Annotated in this window: 13 protein-coding genes; 6 read left to right on the forward strand and 7 right to left on the reverse strand. The window is 68.5% G+C overall.

Going from position 1 to position 17,633, the window contains the following annotated elements:
* Nucleotides 1-26 precede the first annotated feature (26 nt).
* The 6 genes from PJ250_RS08295 to PJ250_RS08320 all read right to left on the reverse strand — a co-directional run bounded on the left by PJ250_RS08295 (nt 27) and on the right by PJ250_RS08320 (nt 10,390).
* Nucleotides 27-1,214: a benzoate/H(+) symporter BenE family transporter gene (locus PJ250_RS08295; protein ID WP_271648110.1), complete on the reverse strand. Its 1,188-nt coding sequence runs from the start codon at nt 1,212-1,214 to the stop codon at nt 27-29.
* A gap of 99 nt (nt 1,215-1,313) precedes the next feature.
* On the reverse strand, nt 1,314-2,363 hold the full coding sequence (locus tag PJ250_RS08300) for an acyltransferase family protein (RefSeq protein WP_271648111.1): 1,050 nt from the start codon (nt 2,361-2,363) through the stop codon (nt 1,314-1,316).
* A gap of 132 nt (nt 2,364-2,495) precedes the next feature.
* Nucleotides 2,496-3,548 (reverse strand): acyltransferase family protein, encoded by a 1,053-nt coding sequence (locus PJ250_RS08305; RefSeq protein WP_271648112.1) that lies wholly within the window; start codon nt 3,546-3,548, stop codon nt 2,496-2,498.
* 215 nt (nt 3,549-3,763) lie between these two features.
* Nucleotides 3,764-5,215, reverse strand: coding sequence for a glutamate synthase small subunit GltD family protein (locus PJ250_RS08310; protein WP_271648113.1), 1,452 nt, complete (start codon nt 5,213-5,215; stop codon nt 3,764-3,766).
* A gap of 133 nt (nt 5,216-5,348) precedes the next feature.
* Nucleotides 5,349-9,806: a glutamate synthase large subunit gene (gltB, locus tag PJ250_RS08315; protein ID WP_271648114.1), complete on the reverse strand. Its 4,458-nt coding sequence runs from the start codon at nt 9,804-9,806 to the stop codon at nt 5,349-5,351.
* 221 nt (nt 9,807-10,027) lie between these two features.
* Nucleotides 10,028-10,390, reverse strand: coding sequence for an I78 family peptidase inhibitor (locus tag PJ250_RS08320; RefSeq protein ID WP_271648115.1), 363 nt, complete (start codon nt 10,388-10,390; stop codon nt 10,028-10,030).
* A 102-nt stretch (nt 10,391-10,492) separates the two neighbouring features.
* Here PJ250_RS08320 and PJ250_RS08325 point away from each other — a divergent pair, with 102 nt between their 5' ends.
* On the forward strand, nt 10,493-11,596 hold the full coding sequence (locus PJ250_RS08325) for a DNA topoisomerase IB (RefSeq protein WP_271648116.1): 1,104 nt from the start codon (nt 10,493-10,495) through the stop codon (nt 11,594-11,596).
* Nucleotides 11,597-11,666: 70 nt separating this feature from the next.
* Here PJ250_RS08325 and PJ250_RS08330 read toward each other — a convergent pair whose 3' ends face one another.
* Nucleotides 11,667-11,981 (reverse strand): hypothetical protein, encoded by a 315-nt coding sequence (locus PJ250_RS08330; RefSeq protein WP_271648117.1) that lies wholly within the window; start codon nt 11,979-11,981, stop codon nt 11,667-11,669.
* Between the two features lie 300 nt (nt 11,982-12,281).
* Between PJ250_RS08330 and PJ250_RS08335 the strand changes: the two genes are divergently transcribed.
* Genes PJ250_RS08335 through kdpC form a run of 5 tightly spaced genes read left to right on the forward strand, consistent with a single transcriptional unit; the run spans nt 12,282 to nt 17,512 of the window.
* Nucleotides 12,282-12,983: a TorF family putative porin gene (locus tag PJ250_RS08335; RefSeq protein ID WP_271648118.1), complete on the forward strand. Its 702-nt coding sequence runs from the start codon at nt 12,282-12,284 to the stop codon at nt 12,981-12,983.
* A gap of 18 nt (nt 12,984-13,001) precedes the next feature.
* Nucleotides 13,002-13,094, forward strand: coding sequence for a potassium-transporting ATPase subunit F (locus PJ250_RS08340; protein ID WP_093141244.1), 93 nt, complete (start codon nt 13,002-13,004; stop codon nt 13,092-13,094).
* A gap of 10 nt (nt 13,095-13,104) precedes the next feature.
* Complete coding sequence (gene kdpA, locus PJ250_RS08345) at nt 13,105-14,808, forward strand: potassium-transporting ATPase subunit KdpA (protein ID WP_271648119.1); 1,704 nt, start codon at nt 13,105-13,107, stop codon at nt 14,806-14,808.
* A gap of 11 nt (nt 14,809-14,819) precedes the next feature.
* Nucleotides 14,820-16,862, forward strand: coding sequence for a potassium-transporting ATPase subunit KdpB (kdpB, locus tag PJ250_RS08350; protein ID WP_271648120.1), 2,043 nt, complete (start codon nt 14,820-14,822; stop codon nt 16,860-16,862).
* Nucleotides 16,863-16,918: 56 nt separating this feature from the next.
* On the forward strand, nt 16,919-17,512 hold the full coding sequence (kdpC, locus tag PJ250_RS08355; RefSeq protein ID WP_271648121.1) for a potassium-transporting ATPase subunit KdpC: 594 nt from the start codon (nt 16,919-16,921) through the stop codon (nt 17,510-17,512).
* Nucleotides 17,513-17,633 lie beyond the last annotated feature (121 nt).

Here is a 17,633-nt window from a genome sequence, read left to right on the forward strand (position 1 = left end):
ATCGCGTCAGCGCTCAGTCGGCAGCGTCAGCCGCGCTTGGGCGGGCGCAGCGCCAGCATCACCACCACGCCAGCCACCAGGCCCCAGAAGGCCGAACCGATCCCCGCCAGGCTCAGCCCGGATGCGGTCACCAGGAAGGTCACCAGCGCTGCTTCGCGCCCGGTGTCGTCCTTCAGCGCGCCGTGCAAGGCGCTGCCGAGCGTGCCGAGCAGGGCGATGCCGGCCACGGCCATCACCAGTTCCTTCGGAAATGCCGCCAGCAGGGCGACCACCGTGGCGCCGAACACCCCCACGATCAGATAGATCACCCCCGCCCAGACGGCGGCCATGTAGCGTCGCGCGGGGTCTGGATGGGCTTCGGGCCCCATGCAGATCGCGGCGGTGATCGCCGCCAGGTTGAGGGAGAACGCGCCCAGCGGTGCCAGCACGACATTGAGCACGCCAGTCCAGCCGATCACCGGCGAGACCGGCACCTGGTAACCGGAGGCGCGAATGACCGCGACCCCGGGCACGTTCTGCGACGCCATGGTGACCACGAACATCGGCAGGGCCAGGCCCAGCAACGCGGCCAGGGAGAAGGTCGGGCTGACCCAGACCGGCTGGGCCGGGGCGAGCGCCACGCCGTCCAGGTGCAAACGGCCGCGCGCGCCAGCCACGACGATGCCGGCCAGCAGCGTGGCGATCACCGCATAGCGCGGCCATTGTCGGCGCATCAGCAGATAGACCGCCAGCATGACCAGCACCAGCAGCGGCTGGCTGCGCACCGCCACGAACGTATCCAGCCCGAAGCGCAACAGCACGCCTGCCAGCATGCCGGCCGCCAGTGGCAACGGGATGCGCCCGAGCATCCGTTCGAACACCCCGGAGAACCCCGCCATCGCCACCAGGACGGCGCAGATCACGAATGCACCGATCGCATCGGACAGCGGCAGGCCGGTCGTCGTGGCCGCCAGCATCGCCGCCGCCGGTGTCGACCACGCGGTGACGACCGGGACGCGGTAACGCAAGGACAGCCCGATGCAACTCAGGCCCATGCCGATCCCCAAGGCCAGGATCCACGAGCCGATCTGCGCCTGGTTGGCGCCGACTGCCTGCGCGGCCTGGAACACGATGACCGCCGAACTGGCAAAGCCCACCAGCACGGTGACAAAGCCTGCGGCCAGCGCCGACAGCGAGGAGTCGCGCAGCAGGCGCGAGGAGAGCAGGGCAGCCATGGCAGACCGGAGTGGGGAACGCGGCGTGTGCAGCTTAATCGGCGTCCGCTCGCGCGGCCAATCTGGTTTCAAGCGGATCGATCCGCGTCCTCTCCGTGATCAAGCTGGGTCAGTGCGTGTGGCCTCGCTCACCCGGTGCCTTGCCCGCAGGAGGGCTGGTGAGAACAGCAGATCGAGCCAGCGCCAACCGCGTCGCACACGGAGCAGGCAAAGCGCCAGTGGCGTGCCGACGCCAGCAGTGAGCAGGCCAACGAAAAGCCAGACGCCGTCATGCGTGACTTTGCGCAGCACCACGATCAGCGCAATGAACAGAGTGAAGTGAACGACATAGAACACGATGGCGTTGCGTCCGACGTAGGCGAGCGCGGGTGCGAGTGGCGTTTGCGCCAAGCGTGCGGCCAGCCAAGCCAGCAACGGCACGCTGCCCAGCACCAGTGGCAGATAGCCCGGCCATGTCTTGGCCAAGCCGCTGTGCAGTGCCAGGATCGAGGTCGCAACGAGGCAGAGCGTCGACACTCCCAGCCACCACAGCGGCGGGCGCGTCAGATCAAGACGCGCCCGCACTATCGCGTCGCCGCATAGAAAAAAGGCCAAGTGGTAGAAGAACTCGCCGTCGTGCGGAGTTGCCATCCGGCCGACAAGGATCGAGAGCGCGACCAGCGCCGGCACCAGGATCCAGATCGGGAATCGCCTCAACCAGGGCGCCACCAGGAAGAACAGCGCCAGGTCGAACAGGAACCAGGTCGGCGGTGCATGGCCCACCAGCAGTTCGGCCAGGTTCCACCAGTTCACCGACTCGCCCAGCATCACCACCGACCCTCCTTCGCGCAGCGCGAAGTTCAGTAGCAGCCAGACCAGGAATGGGTAGACCACATTGTCGAGTTTGCCGCGGAAGTAGTGGGACCTGCCCTTGGCCAGGCTTCGTGCCAGGAACATGCCCGACAGCAGGAACAGCAATTCCATACGGAGCGGTGAAACAATCAGGTTGAGAGCGTCCACCCCGGGCATCCACAGCGTGTCCATCGCCGAAGCCCAGTCAGCGCCGGCCTCTGCACGGGCGAAATACTCGGCGTGCGCCACGATCACCAGTAATCCGCAAATTCCCCGCAGTACGTCGATCCAGACGGCACGTTCCCTCGTGTCTCCCACCGCACCGCCCCCAGCGCGCTCGCGCCGCTTTTTAGTGTGGTTTGAGTCTAAGAAAAAGTGATTAGTTAGTCACCCTTTTCTAAGGGGCGCATGGCGCCGAGATCGGCATCACACGTGTCGTCAGTCGATGATTCAGGCGACCCGTTGGGCGAGCACGGCGTGCGCACGTCGGCGGCCCGGCCACGAAAACAGCCAGTTCACGATCGGCATCCCGATGCGGTCGCGCGCCAGGCAGATCAGCGCGGGAGTGCCGATCCCGGTCAGCAGCAGGACGCCCAGCGAGACCGTTCCGTCGAGGGTGACGGTATGCAGCAACCAGGCCACCACCAGGAACGGTGGGTAGTGCGCCAGGTAGAACACGATCGAGTTGCGCCCCACGTAGGTCAGCGGCGCCGACCACGGATGAGCCGCGGCATGTTCTGCGCACCACACCAGCAGCGGCAGTGTGCCCAGCACCAGGGGCAGGTAGACGGGCCAGACCTTGGGCATGCCACTGAAGTTGGCGAGCAGGACGATCGCCAGCAGACACAGACCGGAGAAGCTCAACAGGCCCTTCGAACGATAGGCGGCCAGGTCCACGCCGCGCCGGCTGATCCAGTCGCCCAGATAGAAATAGATGAAGTAGTAGAACAGCTCCGGCTTCACATAGAGCGAGGTCGGCACCAGCCAGGCCAGCGCCAGCGCGACGGGGATCACGGCCAGCGGCGAGAAGCGCCGCAGATATGGGGTCACCAGGAAGAACAGGAACAGGTCGTAGAGGAACCAGGTCAGGGTGCTGGTGCCGGTGACGATGGCGCCGAACTCCTCCCAGGCGAACGGAACCCCCTTGGCTGCTGTCGCGCCGCCATCGCGCACCAGGATGATGACCAGCGACCACAGCAGGAACGGATACAGCACGCTACGCAGCTTGCCGGACAGGTAGGCCTGGCTGCCCTTGCCCAGGCTGCGTGCCACGAACAGGCCCGACAGCAGGAACATCAGCTGCATCCGCATGGGCGCCAGCGAGACATTCACCAGGCGCACCAGATCGGTCAGCAGGCTGCCATCGACCGTGGCGCCGTCGGGCAGGTAGCCGTGGAACGCGTACTGGCGCGCATGCAACAGGATCACCAGCAGCACGCTGCCGCCGCGCAGCAGGTCGATCCAGGGTTGACGGGCGCGCGTGGCGCTGACGAGTTTGGGCATCGGGGGCTGCCTGGGTTGGCGCAACACGGCGCGACCACGAGAACAACGCACGCATCCGCACGCCCGGCCATGACGGCGCGGGTCATCGTTCAACGGAAGGCTTGCGTGCCCGGGATGGTCGATCTTGGGGGACCGCGGCCCGACCAAATAGCACGTCGCGCCGCGAAGACCCCGTCAACGCGGTGCGGCGTGGTTGCGCAGATCCTGCCGTCGCTTCAGGCCAGCAGCAGCTCGGTGATGCTGGCCGCCGCGTCGCGGCCTTCGGCTACGGCGGTGACCACCAGGTCAGCCCCGCGCACAGCGTCGCCACCCGCGAACAGCCTGGGGTTGGTGGTCTGGTAGGGCAGGCGGCCGGCGTCCTCGCCCCCGGCCACGATGCGGCCGTTGTCCAAGGCTTCCACGCCGACGGCCGAAAGCCATTCGGGCAGGGTCGGGGAGAAGCCGAAGGCGATGATCACCACGTCGGCGTCCAGCACCGATTCGCTGCCTTCGATGATCACCGCGCTGCGGCGGCCGCGGGCATCGGGCTCGCCCAGCTTGGTCTCGGCCACGCGCACGCCGGCGACCTTGCCGTCGGCGCCGGCGTCGATAGCCAGCGGCTGGCGGTTGAACAAAAAGCGCACGCCTTCCTCGCGGGCGTTGGCGACCTCACGCGCGCTGCCGGGCATGTTGGCTTCGTCGCGGCGGTAGGCGCAGGTGACCTTGGCCGCGCCCAGACGAATCGCGCTACGCACGCAGTCCATGCCGGTATCGCCGCCGCCCAGCACGACCACGCGCTTGCCGGTCAGGTCGGGCAGGGCGATCTGGTCTTCCCAGCCGGCGATGGGCCGGCCCCAGGTGTCGCCGCCGGTGACGATGCGTGCGTTCTGGACCAGGAACGGCAGCGCCGGCAGCACGCCGTCCAGGTCCTGCCCGGTCAGGCCGCCGTCGGTGTAGCGATAGGCGCCGGTGCCCAGGAACACCGCGTCGAACTCCTCCAGCAACTGCTCCATGGTCACGTCGGTGCCCACTTCCACACCCAGCCGGAATTCCACGCCCATGCCTTCGAGCACCTCGCGGCGGGTAGAGATCACCGACTTGTCCAGCTTGAAGCTGGGGATGCCGAACTGCAGCAGCCCGCCGATCTGCTCGTAGCGGTCGAACACCACGGCCTGCACGCCGGCGTGGGCCAGTTTGTCTGCGCACGACAAGCCCGCCGGACCGGCGCCGATGACCGCCACCCGCTTGCCGGTGGGCGTCACGCTGCTCATGTCCGGGCGCCAGCCGGTGGCCAGGGCGGTGTCGACGATGTACTTCTCCACCGCGCCGATGGTCACCGCGCCGAACTCCTCCAGCGTGCAGCTGCCTTCGCACAGGCGGTCCTGCGGACACACCCGCCCGCAGACCTCCGGCAGCGGGTTGGTGGTGTGGCACAGGGTGGCCGCTTCATGGATGCGGTTTTCCTGGACCAGCTGCAGCCACTGCGGGATGGCGTTGTGCACCGGGCACTTCCAGCTGCAGTACGGGTTGCCGCAATCCAGGCAGCGACCGGCCTGGTACTGGGCATCGGCCTTGTCGAACTTGCCGTACAGCTCACCCCAGTCGCCGGAGGTGCGCAGTTCCACCGGGATGCGCGTGGGCATCTGGCGGGGCAATTCGAGGAACTGGAAGGCGTGCTTGCGGCTCATGGGACTCTCGTGGTCTTCGTGCGCCCGGCGTGGCCGGGCGGTGCGTGGGTTCACCGTGGGAGCCGCCATGTCGGCGATGAGGCTTTGCAGGGAAAGCCCATCGCCGCCGTGGCGGCTCCCACAAGGGCGCAGGTCAGGCGGCCCTGCGCAGCGCGTCGGTCAGCGATTCGATGCTGGCCGCCTTGGGCTTCACCAGCCAGAACTTGCCGATGTAGTCGCGGAACTCGTCCAGGATCTGCTGGGCCCAGATGCTGCCGGTAAGTTCGCGATGGCGCTGGATCAGCGTGTGGATGTGCTGGCGGTAGTTCTCGAACCCTTCCGGACTAATCCGGTGGATGTCGATCAGCTCATGGTTGTAGCGGTCCACGAAATCCCGATCCAGGTCAAGCACGTAGGCCAGGCCACCGGTGAAGCCGGCACCGAAGTTCAACCCGGTGCGGCCCAGCACCATCACGATGCCATCGGTCATGTACTCGCAGCAATGGTCGCCGGCGCCTTCCACCACCGCCAGCGCGCCGGAGTTGCGCACCGCGAAGCGCTCGCCAGCGCGGCCGGCGGCGAACAGCTCGCCCCCGGTGGCGCCGTACAGGCAGGTGTTGCCCAGGATCGCCGTGTTGCGGGCCTCGAAGCGCGCCCCGCGCGGCGGACGCACCACCAGGCGGCCACCGGCCATGCCCTTGCCGACGTAGTCGTTGGCTTCGCCTTCCAGTTCCATGTTCAGGCCGCCGGCGTTGAACGCGCCGAAGCTCTGCCCGGCCGTGCCGCGGAAGCGCAGCTGGATCGGCGCATCGGCCATGCCGAGGTTGCCGTGGGCACGGGCGATGGCGCCGGACAGGCGGGTGCCGATGGAGCGGTCGGTGTTGTGGATCAGGTGGCGATGCTCGCCGCCGGCCTTGGTGCGGATGGCGTGGGCCAGTTCGGAGTCCAGCTGCGTGGCCAGGCTGTCCGGGGATTCGTACATGCGCTGGGCCGCGCAGGTATCGCTATCCAGCTGGGCTCCGGCCAGCAGGCGGGAGAGGTCCACGTGCACGCCTTCGCGCGGGCTGTGCACGATCTGCTCCAGCAGGTCGGTGCGGCCGACGATCTCGTCCAGCGAGCGTGCACCCAGGCGCGAGAGCCAGGTGCGCACTTCCTCGGTGAGCAGGCGGAAGAAGTGCTCCACGCGCTCGGGCAGGCCGGTGAAGTACTCGGCGCGCAGGCGTTCGTCCTGGGTGGCCACGCCGGTGGCGCAATTGTTGAGGTGACAGATGCGCAGGTACTTGCAGCCCAGCACGATCATCGGCGCTGTGCCGAAGCCGAAACTGTCCGCGCCCAGGATGGCGGCCTTGATCACGTCCAGCCCGGTCTTCAGGCCGCCATCGGTCTGCAGGATGGCGCGGTCGCGCAGCTGGTTCTGGACCAGGGCCTGGTGGGCCTCGGCGATGCCCAGTTCCCACGGCACGCCGGCATAGCGGATCGAGCTGATCGGCGAAGCGCCGGTGCCGCCGTCGTGGCCGGAGATGGTGATCAGGTCGGCGCCGGCCTTGACCACGCCGGCGGCAATCGTGCCCACGCCGGCATGGCTGACCAGCTTGACCGACACCAGCGCGGTCGGGTTGACCTGCTTGAGGTCGAAGATCAGCTGGGCCAAGTCCTCGATCGAGTAGATGTCGTGGTGCGGCGGCGGGCTGATCAGGCCGATGCCGGGCTTGGCGTAGCGCAGCCTGGCGATGGTCTCGTTGACCTTGTGGCCGGGCAGCTGGCCACCCTCGCCGGGCTTGGCGCCCTGGGCGACCTTGATCTGCAGCACTTCGGCGTTGACCAGGTATTCGGGGGTGACGCCGAAGCGGCCCGAGGCCACCTGCTTGATCTTGGAGCGCTTCTCGGTGCCGTAGCGGGCCGGGTCTTCGCCGCCCTCACCAGAGTTGGAGCGCCCGCCCAAGCGGTTCATGGCGATGGCCAGGGCCTCGTGGGCCTCGGGCGAGAGCGCGCCCAGCGAAATGGCCGCGGTGTCGAAGCGGCGCAGCACATCGCCGGCCTCGGCGACCTCCTCCAGCGGCAGCGGGGTCTCGGCCAGCTTCAGCCGCAGCAGATCGCGCAGGGTCGAGGGCGGGCGGTTGTGCACGGCCTCGGCATAGGCCTGCCAGTCCTTGGTCTGCCCGGTGCGGGTCGCGCGCTGCAGCGTCATGACCACGTCCGGATTGAACATGTGGTACTCGCCGCCGTGGACGTACTTGATCAGGCCACCGACCTCCGGCTTGCGCAGGTCGTTCCAGGCGTTGCGGCTGAGCTGGCGGGCCTCGGTATCCAGGCGGCCGAAGCCCACGCCGCCCACGCGCGCGGCCGCGCCGGGGAAGCACAGCTGCGCCACCTCGGGGTCCAGACCGACGATTTCGAACAGCTGGGCGGCGCGGTAGCTGGCGATGGTGCAGATGCCCATCTTGGAGATGATCTTGGACAGGCCCTTGTAGATGCCCTTGCGATACTTGCGGCCGATCTGGGCCACTTCGCCGCCGTCCTTGAGCTTGAGGATGCCGCGCCGGCCCAGGTCGAACAGGGTCTGGTAGGCGAGATACGGATACACCGCCGTGGCACCGCAGCCCAGCAGGCAGGCCATGTGGTGCGGATCGCGCGCGGTGCCGGTCTCGATGATGAGGTTGACCTCGCAGCGCAGGCCGACATTGGACAGGTGGTGGTGCACCGCGCCGGTGGCCAGCAGGGCATGCACCATCGGCCGGTCGGCTTCGGGATAGCGGTCGGACAGCAGCAGCATGACCATGCCTTCGCGCGCGGCGGCCTCGGCCTGCGCGCAGATACGCTCGATGCCGGCCTTCAGGCCTTCCTCGGGCGCGTAGGACAGGTCGATCAGGCGGTTCTTCTGCGCGTACTGGTCCATCTTCAACAGCTGGCGCAGCTTGCGCTGGGACAGCACCGGCGAGTTGAGGATGACGTGGTTCACCGTCTCGGCGGCCGCGTGGAAGATGTTGGTCTCCTTGCCCAGCTGGGTGGAGAGCGACATGGCGATGCCTTCGCGCAGCGGGTCGATCGGCGGGTTGGTCACCTGCGCGAAGGCCTGGCGGAAGTAGTCGTACAGCGGCCGGGTCTGCTGGCTGAGCACCGCCATGGGCGTGTCATCGCCCATCGAGCCGGTGGCTTCCTGCTCGGTCTCGGCCAGCGGACGCAGGATCTGCTCCACCTCCTCGGTGCTGAGCTGGAACAGCTTGTGGTAGCTGCGCAGGGTCTTGTCGTCGAACGGCTCCTCGACCAGCGACGGGTCGATCAGCTCGGTCTGCAGATAGGTCACGCCCTGCTGCAGCCACTGCTTGTACGGGGCGCGGCCCCGGTTGATGCGGTCGATCGCCTCGGTGTCGAGCAGGTCGCCGCGCTTGAGATCGATGGCCATCATCTCGCCCGGGCCCAGCTTGCCCTTGCGGGTGATGCGTTCGGCCGGCAGCTCCCACACGCCGGCCTCGGAGGCGACCAGGAAGTGGCGGTCGGAGGTCAGCATCCAACGCGCCGGGCGCAAGCCGTTGCGGTCCAGCATGCACGCGGCATAGCGGCCATCGCAGGCGACGATGCCGGCCGGACCGTCCCACGGCTCGGTGTTCAGGCCATAGAACTCGTAGAACGCGGCCAGGTCGGAGTCCTTGAACTCCAGCGCGGCGGTCGCCGGCGGCACCAGGATGCGCAGCGCCTGCAACAGGTCCATGCCGCCCGAGGTCAGCAGTTCGAGCATGTTGTCCAGGCTCTGCGAGTCCGAGCCATGCATGGAGATGACCGGGTTGAACTCGGCGATGTCGAACTTCGGCGTCTTCCACACCTTGCTGCGCGCCTGGGCCCAGGAGCGGTTGCCCTCGATCGTGTTGATCTCGCCGTTGTGCGCCAGCAGGCGGAACGGATGGGCCAGCGGCCAGCGCGGCATGGTGTTGGTCGAGAAGCGCTGGTGGAAGACGATCGCGCTGGAGGTCAGGTCGCTGCGCTGCAGGTCCGGGTAGAACACCGGCAGCTTGTCCGGCAGCACCATGCCCTTGTAACCGACCACGTGCGGCGACAGGGTGACCACGTAGAAGTCGTTGGTGGCCTCGCGCAGCGCCTGTTCGGTGCGGCGACGGGCCAGGAACAGCGCCAGCGCGAAGGCCTCCAGATCCTGGCCTTCACCGGCTTCCACGAAGATCTGCTCGATCCGCGGCAGCGTGTTGCGGGCCAGCTCGCCGCAGACCGACTCATCGGTGGGCGGCACGCGCCAACCGCGCACCACCGCGCCGGCGCGGGCCAGCTCGGTTTCCAGCGCGCTGCGGCAGTCATCGGCCAGGTCGCCGCTCAACGGCAGGAACACCAGGCCCGCTGCGAAGGTCGCGCCCACCTCGATGTGCGCCTCGTGCGCCAACGCACGCAGGAACGCGTCCGGTTTGCGGATCAGCAGGCCGCACCCATCCCCGGTCAAGCCATCGGCGGCGACGCCGCCACGATGGGTCATGCGCGACAGGGCGGTGATGGCGGTATCGACGAGCTGGCGCGAGGGCTGGTCGTCCAACTGGGCGACCATGCCGAAGCCGCAGGCATCGCGTTCGTCGTTGGGGTCGTAGAGCCCGTGGCGGTTGCGGGGGGCCATGGTGCTACCTCAGGAATACAGGGAGGGTGAGGCGGCACCCGTGCCCTTCCGAGGGCGGCGCAGACGTGAAGAAGGTGTCACCGGACTTGCGATAACACCACATCTTGGTGCGGCGCCGCAACGGCTGCCTCATCCGGGTGCGTAGACGGTTTCAGAGGCAACAAAAACAAGGCCTTTCGCGTCGCCCGGACACGCTGGATCCGCCGCTGTTTCGAGCGGCCTCAGCCGCAGCGCACCGCGCTGGCCGCGCCCTTGTCGTCGACCTCCACATTCAGGCGCGCGGCGTTGAATTCCATGGTCACCACCTGATTGGGCTTGAGCACACGCACGCTCTCCGCGCCCGTGTCCTGCTTGGCCTGGTCGAGGTCGGCCTGGGTCGGCGTCTTCCCGACCAGCCACTGGGCCTGGGTGGCATCGCAGGCGCTGGCATCGGCTGGCGGTGCCTGTTCGCCGGTCGCGGTGGCGGCCGCCTCGGCGCGTTGTTCGGACTGGGCCACGGCCCGCTGCTGCTCGTCCGGCTGCGGTCCGCTGCAGGCGGACAGGCCCAGGACCAGCAACGACATCGGCAGGGTGATGCGGAACATGCAGCGCTCCTCTAGGAAGAAGGACCCATGTTAACCACGTGCCGCGGCCGCAGGCGATGCGCTTGACGGCTCCTTGATGCGCCGTTGCACATCGTGCACGCCATGCCTCGCGAACCACGCCCCCAGCCCGCCGCCTCCGCCGCCGCCCTCAACGAGGCGGCCGTCATCGCCGCGCAGGCGGGCCTGATCTACGTCACCGATGCCGAGCCTGGCTACTCGCGTCGGCGCGCGGGAAAGGGGTTCGGCTACCGCGACCCACAGGGCCAGGCGGTGCGCGATGCGCTCACCCTGGGCCGCATTCGCGCCCTGGCCATTCCGCCGGCCTACACCGATGTGTGGATCTGCATGGATGACCGCGGCCACCTGCAGGCCACCGGGCGCGACGCACGGCGACGCAAGCAGTACCGCTACCACGCGCAGTGGACCGAGGTCAGCGGCGAAGGCAAGTACGACCGCATCGTGCAGTTCGGCACGCGCTTGCCGCGCCTGCGCCGCCGCCTGCGCCAGGATCTGAAGCTGCGTGGTTTCCCGCGCGAGAAGGTGTTGGCCATCGTGGTGGCGGTCATGGCCGAGACCCTGGTGCGCATCGGCAACGCGACCTACGCCCGCGACAACCGCTCCTTCGGCCTGACCACGCTGCGCAACCGGCATGTCGCCTTCGCCCGCGACCGGGTGCGGCTCAAGTTCCGCGGCAAGGGCGGGTTGGAACATGACATCGGCATCGACGATGCCCGGCTGGTCAAGCTGATCCGCGCCGTGCAGCACCTGCCTGGGCAGGCGTTGTTCCAGTACCGCAATGACGAGGGTGCGCTGCAGCCGGTGGATTCCGGCGCGGTCAACGCCTACCTGCAAGAGGTGATGGGCAAGGACTTCACCGCCAAGGACTTCCGCACCTGGGGCGGCACGCTGGCGGCGTTCAAGCTCTTGGCGGCCACTCCCCTGCCGGAGCCTGCCAGCAAAGCCGCGTTGACCCGCGCGAAGAACGCGGTCATCAAGGAGGTTGCCCGCGCGCTGGGCAATACCCCGGCGGTGTGTCGCAAGGCCTACATCGACCCGTGCGTGTTCGTCGCCTGGGAGGATGGTCGCCTGCAGCGCGCCGCAGGCACCGCGCGTGGCGAGCGTCAGTGGGAACAGGCCGCGCTCAAGCTGCTGGCCCGGGTGCACAAGGTCTCGCTGCGTGGCGAGCGCCGCGCGGCCAGGGGCTGAGCCAGCGCCGGTGTAAACGAAAACGCCGGCGTCCTGCGCCGGCGTCGTCATGGATCGTGGCCTGCGGCGATCAGTTCATTGCCATGCTGCTGCCACTGCATCCGATCGCGGTGATGGCATTGTTGTCGCCCACCTGCACGTGCACCGTGGAGCCGCCTTCGGTGGCGCCGGCCACATCGCCGCCGGTGGACAGCTCGGTGCTGTCGCTGTCCACGCGGATGCGTTCCAGGGTCGGCTGCGCGGCGGCCAGGCCCACGGCGCCCTTGACCATGTCGGTATGGCAGGTGCCGGAGATGTTGCCGTCCAGCGGCTCGAAGGCCAGCGGCGCCGAGGCGCAGGCGGACAAGGCGAGGGACACGGCGGCGGCGGTCAGGGCAAGGCGCATGGATGGCTCTCCGGGTGGTCTGCAACGCGCGCAGCATTGCCTGCGGCATGTTGCGGCGTGATGAAGCCCCTGGACACTGCGCGCCTGGCAGCGTGGGCAAGGCGACCGCCCGCCGCTGCAGCGCACGCTGGCGGTGCGTGCAGCGACGCGCGATCACCTCACAATCGATCACAGGCCGAGAATTGATGCGTTTTTTACGCGGCGGTGGCCGGGCAGACGTGGAGCCTTTACGCGCCCGGGGCGGACGATGGCGGCCTTCCGGCGGACCTGACGTCCGTCTCCTGCGAGCCCGCATTGATCATGTTGTCGTTCCTGTCCGTTCGCGCCTTGCCGGCTCTTGGCCTGGCGGCGCTGTCGCTTGTTCCCCCCGCCGCTGGCGCGGCCACGCTGGCCGGTAACGCCGCGCTGACCAGCGACTACGTCTGGCGCGGCACGACCCAGACCCAGGGCGACTTCGCAACCCAGGCGGGCCTCAAGGCATCGGCCGCCAACGGCCTGTACGTGTCGGCCTGGGGTTCGAACGTCGAGTTCGCCCCCGAGACCCACGCCAGCAGTGAGCTGGACCTGGTGGCTGGCTGGAGCGGCGCGCTGGCGCAGGACTGGGCGCTGGACGCCAACCTGACCCATTACCGCTATCCGTCCAGCGCCGTCGACCTGGACTGGACCGAGCTCGGCGCGACGCTCACCTGGAAGTCCAACGTCTGGGCGCAGCTGGGCTGGTCCAGCGACGCACTGGCGACCCATCACACGGGCACCTACGCGCAACTCGGTGCGCGGATGCCGCTGGGCGAAGCGTTCCGGCTGGAGGGCGCGGTCGGGCACTACTGGCTGGACGACGCCTACGGCCAGCGCTACTCGCACATGCAGCTGGGTGGGGTGTGGGCGTTCAAGGCGCCGTTCGAACTGCGCCTCACCTGGCACGACACCGACCGCGCCGCGCGCGACCTCTTTCCCGATCTGGCCGGCTCCCGCGTGGAAGCCGCGTTCCAGGCCTTCTTCTAAACCGACCGGAGAACTGCCATGCCTGGCTGGCTTGCCTTGATCTGCGGCGCACTGGTGATCGTCGCCGGCGCCTACCTGCTGTACGTCGTGCTGCGTCCCGAAGACTTCTGAGCGCGCCGCCATGATCGAAATCCTGTTGATCCTTGGCGCCGCGATGGCGCTGGCCTGGCCGCTGGGGCTCTACCTGGCGCGGGTCATGCGCGGGGCGCCGATGTGGGGCGACGCGGTGTTCGGCCTGGTGGAAAGGCCGCTCTACACGCTGCTCGGGGTGGACCCGGTGCGCGGCATGTCCTGGCGCGGCTATGCCAGCGCGTTCGTGCTGAGCAACCTGGTGGTCGGCGCGCTGGTGTGGACGATGTTCATGACCCAGGCCTGGCTGCCGCTCAATCCCGATGCAGTGCCCAACATGCGCTGGGACCTGGCGTTGCACACGGCGGTCTCGTTCCTGACCAACACCAACCAGCAGCATTATTCCGGCCAGGCCCAGCTGTCCTACCTGTCGCAGATGGTGGCCATCACCGGCTTGCAGATCGTCACTCCGATGATGGGGTTAGGGCTGGCGGTGGCGACGTTGCGCGCGTTCTTCGGCAAGGGCCAAGGCGCGGACGCACAGCAAGACGAGCCGCGCGCGGTGGACGTGGGCAACTACTACGCCGACGTGATCCGCGCCTGCGTGCGCTTCATGCTGCCGCTCTGCCTGGTGTGGACCTTGCTGCTGGGCAGCCAGGGCGTGCCGTCGACCCTGCAGGCCGGTCCAAGCGCCACCCCGGTCGAACACAGCGCCACCTTCACCGCCCAGAAGCTGCCGCTGGGCCCGGTCGCGGCGATGGTCGCGGCCAAGCAGCTGGGCACCAATGGCGGCGGCTGGTACGGGCCCAACAGCTCGGTGCCGCTGGAGAACCCGACGCCGCTGTCCAACGCGCTCGAATGCCTGGCGATCATCCTGGTGCCGATCGCCGTGGTGTTCATGGTCGGCGCCTTCACCGGGCGCCGGAAGCTGGCCGGGCTGATCTTCGGCAGCATGCTGCTGATGTCGGCGGCCTCCACCACCGCGCTGGTGTGGGCCGAAGGGCATGCCGCCACGTCGGCCAGCCCGATGGTGATGGAAGGCAAGGAAGTGCGCTTCGGCGCCGATGCCTCCGCGCTGTGGGCAGCGCTGACCACCCAGACCTCCAACGGCTCGGTCAATGCGATGCACGACTCGCTCAGCCCGCTGGGCGGCGGGGTGGCCATCGCCGACATGCTGGTCAACGCCATCTGGGGCGGCATCGGCTGCGGCCTGCAGGCCTTCATGGTCTATCTGTTGCTGGGGGTCTTCCTGGCCGGACTGATGACCGGGCGCACGCCGGAACTGTTCGGCCGCAAGATCGAGACCCCGCAGGTCAAGCTGCTGGCGCTGCTGATCCTGCTGCAGCCGATCGTGCTGCTGCTGTTCACCGCGATCGCGCTGGCCGTGCCATCGCTCACCGGCAACTCCGATCCCGGCTTCCACGGCATCAGCCAGGTGTTCTATGAGTACGCCTCGGCCTTCGCCAATAACGGCTCGGGCTTCGAGGGGCTGGGCGATGGTACCGCCTGGTGGAACCTGAGCTGCACGCTATTGCTGCTCCTGGGTCGCTATCCGGCGCTGATCGTGCCGTTGGTCGTGGCCGCGCAGCTGGCGGCCAAGCGCCGCACGCCCGAATCGGCCGGCAGCCTGCAGATCGAGACCCCGACCTTCGCCCTGACCCTGATCGCGGTGATCGGCGTGCTGACCGTCCTGCAGTTCATGCCGGTGCTGGTGCTGGGGCCGGTCGCCGAACACCTGGCCCTGATCGCTCATTGAAGGCGCATACGATGAATACCCAAGTCCATTCCCACCGGACCCGGCAGCGCCTGCTGGACGGCGCCGCCATCAACGCCGCGCTGCGCGATGCGGTGCGCAAGCTCAATCCCGCCACGCTGGTACGCAGCCCGGTCATGGCCGTGGTCATGGCCGGCACGCTGGTCAGCCTGCTGGTCACCCTGAGCGGCCAAGCGCCGCTGGGCTTCGGCCTGGCGGTCAGCGCGATCCTGCTGCTGACCGTGCTGTTCGGTAATTTCGCCGAAGCCATCGCCGAGGCCCGCGGCCGCGGCCAGGCCGCCTCGCTGCGCAGCGCCCGCCAGGACCTGGTCGCGCGCAAGGTCGATACCGCGCTGCCCGGCGCTGGCGAGACCCGCCTGCCCGCGTCGGACCTCAAGCAGGGCGACTACGTGATCGTCTCGGCCAGCGAATTCGTCCCGGCCGACGGTGAGATCGTGCGCGGGCTGGCCACCATCAACGAGGCGGCCGTCACCGGCGAATCGGCGCCGGTGCTGCGCGAGGCCGGCACCGACCGCAGCGGCGTGATCGGCGGCACCAAGGTGCTGACCGACGAAATCGTGGTCAAGATCACCGCCGAGCCCGGGCACAGCTTCCTGGACCGGATGATCGCGCTGGTCGAAGGCGCCAACCGGCAGAAGACGCCCAACGAGGTGGCCCTGACCCTGCTGCTGGCGGCCATGACGCTGACCTTTCTCATCGTGGTGGCCACGTTGCCGGTGATCGGCGCATTCGCGGGCGTGCGCGTCGATCCGCTGCTGCTGATCGCGCTGCTGGTGTGCCTGATTCCCACCACCATCGGCGGCCTGCTGCCGGCCATCGGCATTGCCGGCATGAACCGCGCGCTGGCGGCCAACGTGCTGGCCAAATCGGGCAAGGCGGTGGAAGTGGCGGGCGATGTGGACGTGCTGCTGCTCGACAAGACCGGCACCATCACCTACGGCGATCGCCAGGCGACGGACTTCCACGCGCTGGCTGGCGTAGACGGTGCGCGACTGCGCGAGGCCGCGCTGCTGTCCTCGCTGGCCGACCCCACGCCGGAAGGCAAGTCGATCGTCGCACTGGCACGCCAGCATGGCTGCGCGACCGCCGAGCCCGACAAGGCCGAGTACCTGGCGTTCACCGCGCAAACGCGCATGTCCGGTGTGGACGTGGCCGGCCGCGCGATCCGAAAGGGGGCGGTCGATGCGATCTCGCGCTATGTCAACGAGCAGGGCGGCGGGGTGCCGACGGAACTGGCCGCGCGCGTGGAGCAGGTCGCCCGCGGCGGCGCGACCCCGCTGGTGGTGGCCGAGGGCCGCCACGTGCTGGGCGTGATCGCGCTGTCCGACGTGGTCAAGCAGGGCATCAAGGAAAAGTTCGCCCAGCTGCGCGCGATGGGCATCAAGACCGTGATGATCACCGGTGACAACCCGCTCACCGCCGCGGCCATCGCCGCCGAAGCCGGCGTCGATGACTACATCGCCGAGGCCAGGCCCGAAGACAAGCTCGCGCGCATCCGGGCCGAGCAGGCCGGCGGCCGGCTGGTGGCGATGGTCGGCGACGGCACCAACGACGCGCCCGCCCTGGCGCAGGCCGACGTCGGCCTGGCGATGAATTCCGGCACCCAGGCCGCCAAGGAGGCCGGCAACATGGTCGACCTGGACAGCGACCCGGCCAAGCTGCTGGCGGTGGTGGAAGTGGGCAAGCAACAGCTGATCACCCGCGGCGCGCTGACCACCTTCTCGCTGGCCAACGATGTGTCCAAGTACTTCGCCATCCTGCCGGCGCTGTTCGCCGCGGCGATTCCCTCCATGGCGGCCTTGAATGTGATGCACCTGTCCAGCCCCCGCAACGCGGTCCTGGCGGCGCTGATCTTCAATGCCCTGGTGATCCCCGCGCTGATCCCGCTGGCGCTGCGCGGCGTGCGCTTCCGGCCGGCCACAGCCACGGCACTGCTGCGCCGGAACATGCTGGTCTACGGCGTGGGCGGCGTGTTGCTGCCGTTCGTGGCGATCAAGCTGATCGACCTGCTGCTGGCCGCGGTGGTCGGCGCATGAGTCGCGCCGACCTTGCCCCCGCGTTGATGTCTCCCACCTTCGAAAGAGGTATCGCCATGTCGCCCCACCCCCTGCAGGACCGCGCCGCGTGGCGACCGGCCCTGGTGCTCCCGTTGGTTGCCCTGCTGATCATGGGGCTGTCCTACTCGCTGCTCGGCACCGGCCTGGCGCGCGCGGCCTTTCCTGACCAGGCCACTGGTAGCCTGCTGCGGCGGGGCGACACGGTCATCGGTTCGGCACTGGTGGCGCAGCCGTTCACCGGCGATGCGTGGTTCCATCCGCGTCCGTCTGCGGCCGGGTACGACCCGATGTCGGCGGCCGGCAGCAACCAGGCGCGCAGCAACCCCGAGGCGATCAAGCGCGTGGACGATGCCATCGCCGAGGTTGCCAGGGCCGAGGGCGTGCCGCCCTCGCAGGTGCCGACGGACATGGTGACCGAGTCCGGCGGGGGGCTGGACCCGGACATTTCGCCGGCGGCGGCGCGAATCCAGGTCGCGCGGGTGGCGCGGGCGCGGGGAATGTCTTTGGAGAAGGTGACTGCGCTCGTGCAGGCCAATACGGCTGGGAAGCAGTTTGGGGTGTTTGGGCAGCCGCGGGTGAATGTGTTGAAGTTGAATCTGGCGTTGGAGGCGGAGGCATCCAAGCAGTGACCGACTGTTTCTGGCTTTCTCTTTAAGAGCAAGCGCTTTCGTGCGGCTTCGCCGCCCGACCCACTTTCTTTGCTCGTGCAAAGAAAGCGGGGCAAAGAGGGGCGTTTCAACAGACGCATGT

The sequence above is a fragment of the Pseudoxanthomonas sp. JBR18 genome (assembly GCF_028198165.1).
Taxonomy (GTDB): domain Bacteria; phylum Pseudomonadota; class Gammaproteobacteria; order Xanthomonadales; family Xanthomonadaceae; genus Pseudoxanthomonas_A.

What these genes read in the sequence shown, in the direction of transcription:
- PJ250_RS08330 (WP_271648117.1), bottom strand. Translation starts at nt 11,981, where the DNA reads ATGCGCCTTGCCCTGACCGCCGCCGCCGTGTCCCTCGCCTTGTCCGCC.
- PJ250_RS08340 (WP_093141244.1), top strand. Translation starts at nt 13,002, where the DNA reads ATGCCTGGCTGGCTTGCCTTGATCTGCGGCGCACTGGTGATCGTCGCC.
- PJ250_RS08325 (WP_271648116.1), top strand. Translation starts at nt 10,493, where the DNA reads ATGCCTCGCGAACCACGCCCCCAGCCCGCCGCCTCCGCCGCCGCCCTC.
- PJ250_RS08335 (WP_271648118.1), top strand. Translation starts at nt 12,282, where the DNA reads ATGTTGTCGTTCCTGTCCGTTCGCGCCTTGCCGGCTCTTGGCCTGGCG.
- gltB (WP_271648114.1), bottom strand. Translation starts at nt 9,806, where the DNA reads ATGGCCCCCCGCAACCGCCACGGGCTCTACGACCCCAACGACGAACGC.
- PJ250_RS08310 (WP_271648113.1), bottom strand. Translation starts at nt 5,215, where the DNA reads ATGAGCCGCAAGCACGCCTTCCAGTTCCTCGAATTGCCCCGCCAGATG.
- PJ250_RS08295 (WP_271648110.1), bottom strand. Translation starts at nt 1,214, where the DNA reads ATGGCTGCCCTGCTCTCCTCGCGCCTGCTGCGCGACTCCTCGCTGTCG.
- kdpB (WP_271648120.1), top strand. Translation starts at nt 14,820, where the DNA reads ATGAATACCCAAGTCCATTCCCACCGGACCCGGCAGCGCCTGCTGGAC.
- kdpA (WP_271648119.1), top strand. Translation starts at nt 13,105, where the DNA reads ATGATCGAAATCCTGTTGATCCTTGGCGCCGCGATGGCGCTGGCCTGG.
- PJ250_RS08305 (WP_271648112.1), bottom strand. Translation starts at nt 3,548, where the DNA reads ATGCCCAAACTCGTCAGCGCCACGCGCGCCCGTCAACCCTGGATCGAC.
- PJ250_RS08320 (WP_271648115.1), bottom strand. Translation starts at nt 10,390, where the DNA reads ATGTTCCGCATCACCCTGCCGATGTCGTTGCTGGTCCTGGGCCTGTCC.
- kdpC (WP_271648121.1), top strand. Translation starts at nt 16,919, where the DNA reads ATGTCGCCCCACCCCCTGCAGGACCGCGCCGCGTGGCGACCGGCCCTG.